The sequence below is a fragment of the Martelella sp. genome, assembly GCF_984369615.1.
The window spans coordinates 21,214-29,456 of the sequence record NZ_CFHTCS010000016.1 but is presented as its reverse complement, the minus strand read 5'-3'; the positions used below and the strand labels follow the sequence as shown (position 1 = coordinate 29,456).

The 8,243-nt window shown below is 64.0% G+C and carries 6 protein-coding genes; 4 read left to right on the top strand and 2 right to left on the bottom strand.

Annotation, left to right across the window (positions count from 1 at the left end; translation table 11 throughout):
• Both AC5DC2_RS02935 and AC5DC2_RS02930 read right to left on the bottom strand, forming a co-directional pair.
• Window positions 1–1,895: acetate--CoA ligase family protein (locus tag AC5DC2_RS02935; protein WP_491697422.1), on the bottom strand; the 1,895-nt coding region annotated here is incomplete at its 3' end.
• Between the two features lie 103 nt (window positions 1,896–1,998).
• A complete protein-coding gene (locus tag AC5DC2_RS02930; RefSeq protein WP_491697421.1) occupies window positions 1,999–2,802 on the bottom strand; it encodes an IclR family transcriptional regulator in 804 nt (267 codons plus the stop codon).
• A 201-nt stretch (window positions 2,803–3,003) separates the two neighbouring features.
• Between AC5DC2_RS02930 and AC5DC2_RS02925 the strand changes: the two genes are divergently transcribed.
• From AC5DC2_RS02925 to AC5DC2_RS02910, 4 genes are all read left to right on the top strand, one after another.
• Complete coding sequence (locus AC5DC2_RS02925) at window positions 3,004–3,411, top strand: Zn-ribbon domain-containing OB-fold protein (RefSeq protein WP_491697420.1); 408 nt, start codon at window positions 3,004–3,006, stop codon at window positions 3,409–3,411.
• Window positions 3,408–4,559 carry an acetyl-CoA acetyltransferase gene (locus AC5DC2_RS02920; RefSeq protein ID WP_491697419.1) on the top strand — a complete coding sequence of 384 codons (1,152 nt, stop codon included), beginning with the start codon at window positions 3,408–3,410 and terminating at the stop codon, window positions 4,557–4,559. The genes AC5DC2_RS02925 and AC5DC2_RS02920 overlap by 4 nt, the downstream gene beginning before the upstream one ends.
• A 14-nt stretch (window positions 4,560–4,573) precedes the next feature.
• A complete protein-coding gene (locus AC5DC2_RS02915) occupies window positions 4,574–6,637 on the top strand; it encodes a 3-hydroxyacyl-CoA dehydrogenase NAD-binding domain-containing protein (protein WP_491697418.1) in 2,064 nt (687 codons plus the stop codon).
• A gap of 226 nt (window positions 6,638–6,863) precedes the next feature.
• On the top strand, window positions 6,864–8,219 hold the full coding sequence (locus tag AC5DC2_RS02910) for an ABC transporter substrate-binding protein (protein ID WP_491697417.1): 1,356 nt from the start codon (window positions 6,864–6,866) through the stop codon (window positions 8,217–8,219).
• The last annotated feature ends 24 nt before the right edge of the window (window positions 8,220–8,243 follow it).

Below are 8,243 nucleotides of genomic sequence, written 5' to 3'. Positions count from 1 at the left end.
CCGCCGACGCCGACAAGGATCATCGGACCGAAATCAGGATCGTTCTGCATGCCGAGAATAACCTCGACGCCGCCGCCGACCATTTTCTGCACCAGACAGGGCGCCGGCTTGCCGTTCAGCGTGCGGCCGGCAAGCTTTTCGGCAAGATCGGCATAGGCACGGCGCACGGCATCACCATCGCCAAGCTTCAGGTGCACCAGCCCGGCATCGCTCTTGTGTTCCATGCCGTCGGCCAGCCCCTTGAGCACGACCGGATAGCCGATCGCCTCGGCAGCGCGCAGCGCTTCCGCCTCGCTCCCCACCAGGGTGTCGCCGACCATCGGCAGGCCGTAGGCAAGAAGCGCCTGCTTGGCGACATCCTCGGCCATCGTCCGCCCGCCGCCGGCAAGCAAGGCGTCGACGCGCGCGCCCGCTTCTGCTGGAATTTGCGGTCCCATGCCATCATCTGCCGGGCGCTTCGCCCGCTTGTGATAATCGGTGAAGCGTTTCAGCGCCTTCAGCATCTGCTGGCTGCCGCGATAGATCGGCAGGCGTCCGTCGCGGGCAAGCTGTTCGTAGCCCGCTTCCACCACCTTGCCGCCGTCATAGACGACGATGATCGGCTTCTCCGCCGTCTCGCTCAGTTCCAGCACCGGGCCGATCAACCGGCCGCGCCAGCTTTCGCGCACCTGATGGATGAAGACGACGAAAATGTCGGTGTTCTCGTCATCCAAGGCGATCTTCAGGCTCTGGCCCCAGCGTTCGGGATGATTGTTGACATTGCCCGACAGATCAAGCGGATTGACCGGCGGGGTGAAATCGAGAAGCGGGCGCAGGCCGTCGACGGTCTTTTCGGTAAAATCCGCCATCGGCAGGTCCAGCGCCTCGCACTGATCCGCCATGACGCCGCTCCAGCCGCCGGAAAAGGTCACCACGGCAATGCGCTCGCCGCGCGGCGGCGGGCATTTTTCGAAGAGCGCCGCCGCCTCCGCCAGCTCCATCGGGTCATCGACCGAGACCACGTTGTTTTGCCGGAACACGGCCTCATAGGTGCGAAACGCGCCGGCCATCTTGCCGGTATGGGCAAGCGCCGTGCGCGCGGCGCGTTTGCTGCGGCCAAGCTTCAGCACGATCAGCGGCTTTTCGACGGCTTGCGCCTTTTCCGCCAGCGCCAGGAAGCGCGACGGCGTACGCAATCCTTCGAGAGTCATGCAGACCGAGGCAATTTCCGGATCATCGAGCGCCCAGCTCGCATAGTCCGCCGCCTCGACATTGAGCTCATTGCCGGTGGAGACGAGATAGCGCATGCGCACGCCCTGGTCATGGGCGCGCGCCAGAAGCACCATCAAAAGCTGGCCGCTCTGGGAAATCAGCGCGGTGCGGCCGGCTGACATATCCTCGGGAAAGGTCGCCGCCGTCAGCCCCATGAAGCCGCTTTCGAGATTGGCAAGGCCAAGGCAGTTCGGCCCGCAGATGGCGATACGGTTGCGGTTGGCGATCTCGCGTAGCGTCTCTTCCATGGCGCGCCCCTCCTCACCGGTCTCCGAAAAGCCCGATGCGAGAATGACGGCGCCGCGCACGCCCTTCCTGCCGCAATCCTCCAGAATGGCCGGCAGCAGCTTCTGCGGCACGAAGATGAGGACGGCATCGACAGGCTCGGGGATGGCCGAGACGGACGGATAGCAGGGCAGATCGTTCAGCGCGTCATATTTGGGATTGACCGGGAAGATGCGCCCCGCAAAGCCGAGCCGGCGCAACACCGGGACCGCCATGCCGCTCCAGCCGTCACTCCTGTTGCTCGCGCCGACAACGGCGACGCTTTTCGGGTTCATCAGCCCCGAGAGCTGAGCGAAGATGCCCTCGCCTGCCGCGGCCTCCTGACCGGCCTCCGAACCGGACGCAGCATTGTTAAACATACCATTCCTCCCTTGGTCTGCCCGGCCGGACTATTCCCGAAACGCTTCCAAGGGTCAACATATTTTTGAAACATATGTCTGCAATGCAGACAATCATAAATATCTACTCGGAATAACGCCGCCGCAAGCGCCCCTCGATGACGCGCGCCGAATTCATCAGTGCCGCAGCGTAATCGGCACCCACCTTCTCGGGCGTGAGCGCGGATGAAAGCCCGGAAATCGATAGGAGAAGCGGATCGCCATCCTCGGCAAAACGGATCGTCGTGGCAGCCGCATTCAGCTCCGGCCACCAGCAGCCGAACGAGGTCACATAGCCCTCGGATCGATACCGTTCCACCTCGGTAGCCAGAAGCGGCGCCTTCGCATCATAAAGCGCAGGGTCGGCCGCCTTTAACTGCCGTAGCATCGCCGCGCGGCGCGGCTCGGACAGCGCGGAAAGATAGGCCCTTCCGATTGCGGTCTGCAGCACCGGCACCAGGGCGCCGACATCCAGATTGAGCACGATCGCCTCTGGCCGCCGGGCCAGATCGAGATAGCGAATGCCGCCATCGCTCGCCACGCCAAGGGCAACAGAGAAGGGCCCAAGCTCGGAAAGCGCCTCCATCGACGGCCGCGCCAGTTCGTTGATGCCGGTGCTGACCAGCGCGGCCCGGCTGAGCTCGATAACGCGCGGCGCCAGGCTGTAGCCGGAGGAGCGCGCATGATGGACGAGATAGCCCAGCCTGTGCAGCGTATGCGTAAACCGGGCGACCGTGGAGCGCGGCAGGCCGGTCCGCTCGGCAAGCGCCTGATTGGTGAGCGCGCGATCATCCGGACGATAGGCCGCGATGACGCGCAGGCCGCGTTGCAGCGACGTCACGAAATGGCGATCGCCGACATTCTCGTCTTCGGTTCCGAACCCGTTCATTCCCGCTCCTTTTCTCCATAACCCGGGAGGCTCTAGGCCCGAACCCACGCGCATGCAAGCCGCCGGGCGCGCTCCGTCTTGCCAGAAGAGGCAAAGCTTGGTAACGATAATTTAAAACATATGTCTGCATTGCAGACAATTATATTGTCGAAAGATAATGAAAGCGTATCGCGGCAGGCGCACTTTCAGGGAGGAAAAGCGATGACGGCTCAGTTGCCGGCTTCAGGGCCGGATCTTGAATTTCAGGCCCATGTCTCCAATGGCCGGCTCTGGCTGCAGACATGCGAGGACTGCGACACGGCGATCTTCATGCCCCGCATCCTCTGCCCCCATTGCGGTTCGCTCAGGCTGGCCTGGCATCCCGCGTCGGGGCTTGGAACCGTCTACTCCCGAACGGTCCTCTACGGCCGCCCGAAGCCCGGCGATACCGGACCCACTCGCCATGCGCTCGTCCTTGTGGATCTTGACGATGGGCCGCGCATGATGAGCCGCCTTCCCGACACGGATCCCGACGACATCGTGATCGGCATGCGGGTGAAGGCGCGGATCGAAGGCGAAGCCGGTGCCCATGTCGTCGTTTTCGACCCCGCCGGGGAGGCAAACGCATGACCACGCGCTTACGCGGCAAAGCCGCCATTGTCGGCGTCGGAACGGCCGGACTGGGCGAAGCACCCGGTTTCAACGCCATGGATATCCAGGCGCTTGCGGTTCACGAGGCGCTTGAAGATTCCGGGCTGAAACTGTCCGATGTCGACGGCCTGTTCACGGCCAATATGAGCCACACCTTTCCGGCAATCTCGACGATCGAATATCTGGGGCTGAAACCCCGCTGGATCGACGGCACCAATACCGGCGGCTCCAGCTTCGTTGCCCATGCCCTGTCGGCCACCATGGCGCTTGAGGCCGGATTGTGCGACGTTGCGCTTATCTGCTACGGCGCGACCTTACGTTCGGATGCCGGCCGCATGACGCCGGCCGCCGAGCAGCCGACCTATGAAATCCCCCACAGACCGCGCTATCCGATGACGGCCTATGCCATGGCGGCGGCCACCCATATGGCGCGCTTCGGCACCACGCGCGCGCAACTTGCCGAAGTGGCCGTCGCCGCGCGCGCCTGGGCGCGGATGAACCCCGAGGCCTTCGAGCGCGATCCGCTGACGGTCGATGACGTGCTGTCGTCGCGCATGGTGATGGAGCCGCTCAGCCTGCGCGACTGCTGCCTCCTTACCGACGGCGCCGGCGCCGTGGTGATGACCCGCCCGGACCGGGCCCGCGACCTGCCCAACAAGCCGGCCTATTTCCTCGGCGGCGGCATCGCCTCCTATAACAGGGCCGTTTCCGAAATGCCGGACCTGACAATGACGGCAGCACATGATTCCGGACAACGCGCCTTCGCCATGGCCGGGCTTAAGCCGAAGGACATGAACGTTCTCCAGCTCTACGACGCCTTCACCATCAACGTCATCCTGTTCCTGGAAGACCTCGGCTTCTGCCCCAAGGGTGAAGGCGGCGCCTTCGTATCCGGCGGGCGCATAGCCCCCGGCGGCGAACTGCCGGTCAACACAAATGGCGGCGGGCTCTCCTTCTGCCATCCCGGCATGTACGGCGTGTTCACGCTGATCGAGGCCACGCGGCAGTTGCGCGGCACGGCCAGCGAACGGCAGATCGCCGATGCCGAAACGGCGCTTTGCCACGGCAACGGGATCACGCTGTCGCATCAGGCGACGGCGATTTTCGGAACCGAGGCAACCCTTTGACGCGGAGAACGGACATGACCAACACCCTGATCGAACAGGAAAAACGCGGCGCGCTCGGCATCATCCGCATGCACCGCCCGCCGGTCAACGCGCTCGGACATGCACTGCGCAGCCAGATCGCCGGGGCCCATCGTGCTTTCGAGGGCGATCCGGACATCGCCGTCACCGTGCTCACCGCATCGGGCCGCGTCTTTTCCGGCGGCGCCGACATCAACGAGTTCAACACCGGCCGCAAACATCCCTATCTGACCGAACTGATCACCATGCTGGAGGAAGGCGAAAAGCCGGTCGTCGCGGTCGTCAACGGCGTCGCCTTCGGCGGCGGCTTCGAACTGGCGCTCGGCTGCGACTATATCTATGCCTTGCCGGCCGCGAAGTTCTCCTTCCCGGAAATCAAGCTCGGAAATATTCCAGGCGCCGGCGGCACGCAGAAGCTGCCGCGGCTTACCGGCGGGCCGAAGGCGCTGGAGCTTATTCTCACCGGCAGGACGATCACGGCCGACGAAGCCGTGGCGCTCGGTGTCGCCGAAACCGTTTTCGAAAATGAGGCTGACGCGCTGACCCGCCTCGAAAAGGCCGTGGCCGAAGGCCTGCCGCGCCGCCGGGTTCGCGACATGGCGATGACCGGCTCACCGGATGAACTTGACGCGGTTGCCGAAGGGCATCTGCGCCGCAGCCGGGGCGCGCCGGCGGAAAAGACCGCGCTCGAAGCCGTGCGCAAGGCCTATGACACGCCCATCGACGAAGCGCTCGCTTGGGAGCGCGACACATTCCAGATCCTCAACGCCACGCCGGAAGCGCGCGCCATGCGGCATCTGTTCTTCGCCGAACGCGAGGCGCGCAAGATTGCCGACCTGCCAAAGGATACGCCGCAGCGGACCGTCGCATCCGTCGGCGTCATCGGCGCCGGCACGATGGGCCGCAGCATCGCCATGTGTTTCGCCGATGCCGGCCTGCCGGTCACCCTCGTGGAAGAAGCCGAGGACCGGCTGGATGCGGGCCTTGCCGCCATCCGCAAGTCCTATGAGGCATCACGCGACAAGGGCCGGATTTCCGATGCTGAGGTAACCGTGCGGATGGCGCTGATTACGGGCACAATCGCGCTCGAAAGCCTTGCCTCCGTCGATCTCGCCATCGAGGCCGTATTCGAATCCATGCAGGTGAAATGCGCCGTCTTTGCCGCGCTCGACAGGATCTGCAAGAAGGGCGCAATCCTTGCCACCAATACCTCCACGCTGGATGTCGACCACATAGCGGCCGCGACCAAGCGGCCGCAGGATGTCATCGGCCTGCATTTCTTCAGCCCGGCTCACATCATGAAGCTCCTGGAGGTCGTGCGGGCGGCAAAAACCGCGCCGGACGTGGTCGCGACAGCGATGGAGATCGGCCGGAAACTTGGAAAACACAGCGTTCTGGTTGGTGTTTGCGACGGCTTTGCCGGCAATCGCATGTTCATCAACTTCAACCGCGAGGCGCAGATCCTGATCGAGGAGGGCGCGCTGCCCTGGCAGGTCGATGCGGTCATGACCCGCTGGGGGCTGGCCATGGGGCCGTTGGCGGTGATGGATCTTGCCGGCCTCGATATCGGCTATCATATCCGCCAGGCCCGCGGTGCCCAGACCCCCTACCCCTTTACCACCGCCGACCGTCTCTTTGAGAGAGGCCGGCTCGGGCAGAAGACCGGCAAGGGGTGGTACCTTTACGAGGAAGGCGCGCGGCGCGGAACGCCCGACCCGGAGGTCGAGGCCCTGATCAAGGCGGTCTCAAGGGAAAAGGGGATAACACGGCGCGCGGTGAGCGATGACGAAATCCTGCGCCGATGCATGTGGCAGTTGGTCAATACCGGCTACCAGATCGTCGAGGAAGGCATCGCCCAGCGTGTCAGCGATCTCGATGTCATCTTCGTCAACGGCTATGGCTTTCCCCGCACGCGCGGCGGCCCGATGTGCTTTGCCCGCGAAACCGGACTTGCGCAGGTGGCGCGCGACGTCATCCGCTACCACGCCGAGATCGGCCCGCACTGGAAACCTTCAGCGCTGCTGCTCGATGAGGCGGGCATATCCCGGGCCAGGGCGTGAGCCGGCGCGATCGCTTTGGATTTCCGTTCAGCGAAGAGGCGCTGCTGCAGAAGAGGAAAGGCGCGGAACACGCCACCACGGGTTCCCGGCTTGCCATGCAGCAGCCTCATCGCCGGCCCTTCGACACAAAACGGTAATATAAGTTTCAAGCGCCGGACACACGAGCCCCCTAGAAATTGCACGCGCGTGCAATGATGCATGCTGGAACGAATTGAAGGGGCTTCCCGTGAGCATACTCAAGACAACCAAAACCGCCCTTCTGGGCTCCGTACTGGCAATGGGCTTCGCTTCCGGCGCCCTGGCCGAAGATTATACCATCACCGTCTGGTCCGGCGGCACCGGCGAAACCGGCAGCTATCGCTGGGAAGCAATCCAGATGGCCGCGGACATTCTGGAGCGCGAATACGCGGTGACGGGCCAGGATGTGAGCATCACAGTCGAGCATCAGGAATGGACAGGCTGGGACGACTTCAAGCAGGCCGTTACCCTCGCCGCCGAGGCCGGCAATGCGCCCAACATTATCGTCTCCGGCCATGAGGACATCGGCCCCTGGTCGCGCTCGGGCCTGCTGCGCCCGGTCGAGGATTATGTCGATTTTGACGCCTGGCCGCTCAGCCAGATCTATCCGAACCTGATCGACATCGCCAGCTATGACGGCGTCGTCTGGGGCCTGCCGCAGGATGCGGAAGCCCGTCCGTTCTTCTTCTCCCGCGCGCATCTGGCGGAAATCGGCTATTCGCAAGAGGAGATTGATGCCCTGCCGCAGCGCGTTCAGGACGGCGAATATACGCTCTACGACATGCTCGACGATGCCAAGGCGATGCAGGACAAGGGCGTCGTCGCCGAACGCCGCGGCTTCATGCCGCGCGTCAACAACGGCACCGACTACTGGCAGTTCTATGTCAGCTTCGGCGGCGACATGGTCGATCCGGAAACCGGTAAGCTCGTGCTCGACCGACAGGCGCTCACCGACATGTACCAGTTCTTCGTCGACGCCGCCGATATGGGCGTGGTCTCCTCAACCCATCTCGGCTCGACCTGGGATGACTGGCACCAGGCAGTTTCCAGCGATCAGGTCGGCATCTGGCACGGCGGCACCTGGCACAAGGCCGAATGGGAGGCCAAATGGGGTCTTAAAGACTTCTTCGGCGAGATCCAGTACAGCCTGATCCCCGCCGGCAACGAACGCGGCCGCGCCAACACGATCAGCCATCCGCTCGTCTACCTCCTCTCCACCACCGGCACCGATGATGATGCCGTCATCGCCTCCGAACTGATCACCATCGCCACGGAGCCGCGCATCGCCGCGCTTCATGCCGTCAAGTCCGGCAAGGTCGCAATCGGCTCGGAAGAGGCGAAGGTTCCGGTCTTTGCCAATGACCGGTGGAGCAGCATCGCCACCACCGAGCTTCTGCCCTATGCCACGGCGGTTCCGAACGACATCGACTTCGGCGTCGTCTGGAAGGCCATGTATGCCGGGCTCGAATCCTCGTGGACCGGCACGTCCTCGGTGGAGGATGCCGTCAACACTGTCGAAAGCGAAGTCACCGGCCAGCTCGGCGACGCGATCATCGTGCGCTGACTGACCCTGCCCCGGAGCCGGCGG

What these genes read in the sequence shown, in the direction of transcription:
- AC5DC2_RS02930 (WP_491697421.1), bottom strand. Translation starts at nt 2,802, where the DNA reads ATGAACGGGTTCGGAACCGAAGACGAGAATGTCGGCGATCGCCATTTC.
- AC5DC2_RS02925 (WP_491697420.1), top strand. Translation starts at nt 3,004, where the DNA reads ATGACGGCTCAGTTGCCGGCTTCAGGGCCGGATCTTGAATTTCAGGCC.
- AC5DC2_RS02920 (WP_491697419.1), top strand. Translation starts at nt 3,408, where the DNA reads ATGACCACGCGCTTACGCGGCAAAGCCGCCATTGTCGGCGTCGGAACG.
- AC5DC2_RS02915 (WP_491697418.1), top strand. Translation starts at nt 4,574, where the DNA reads ATGACCAACACCCTGATCGAACAGGAAAAACGCGGCGCGCTCGGCATC.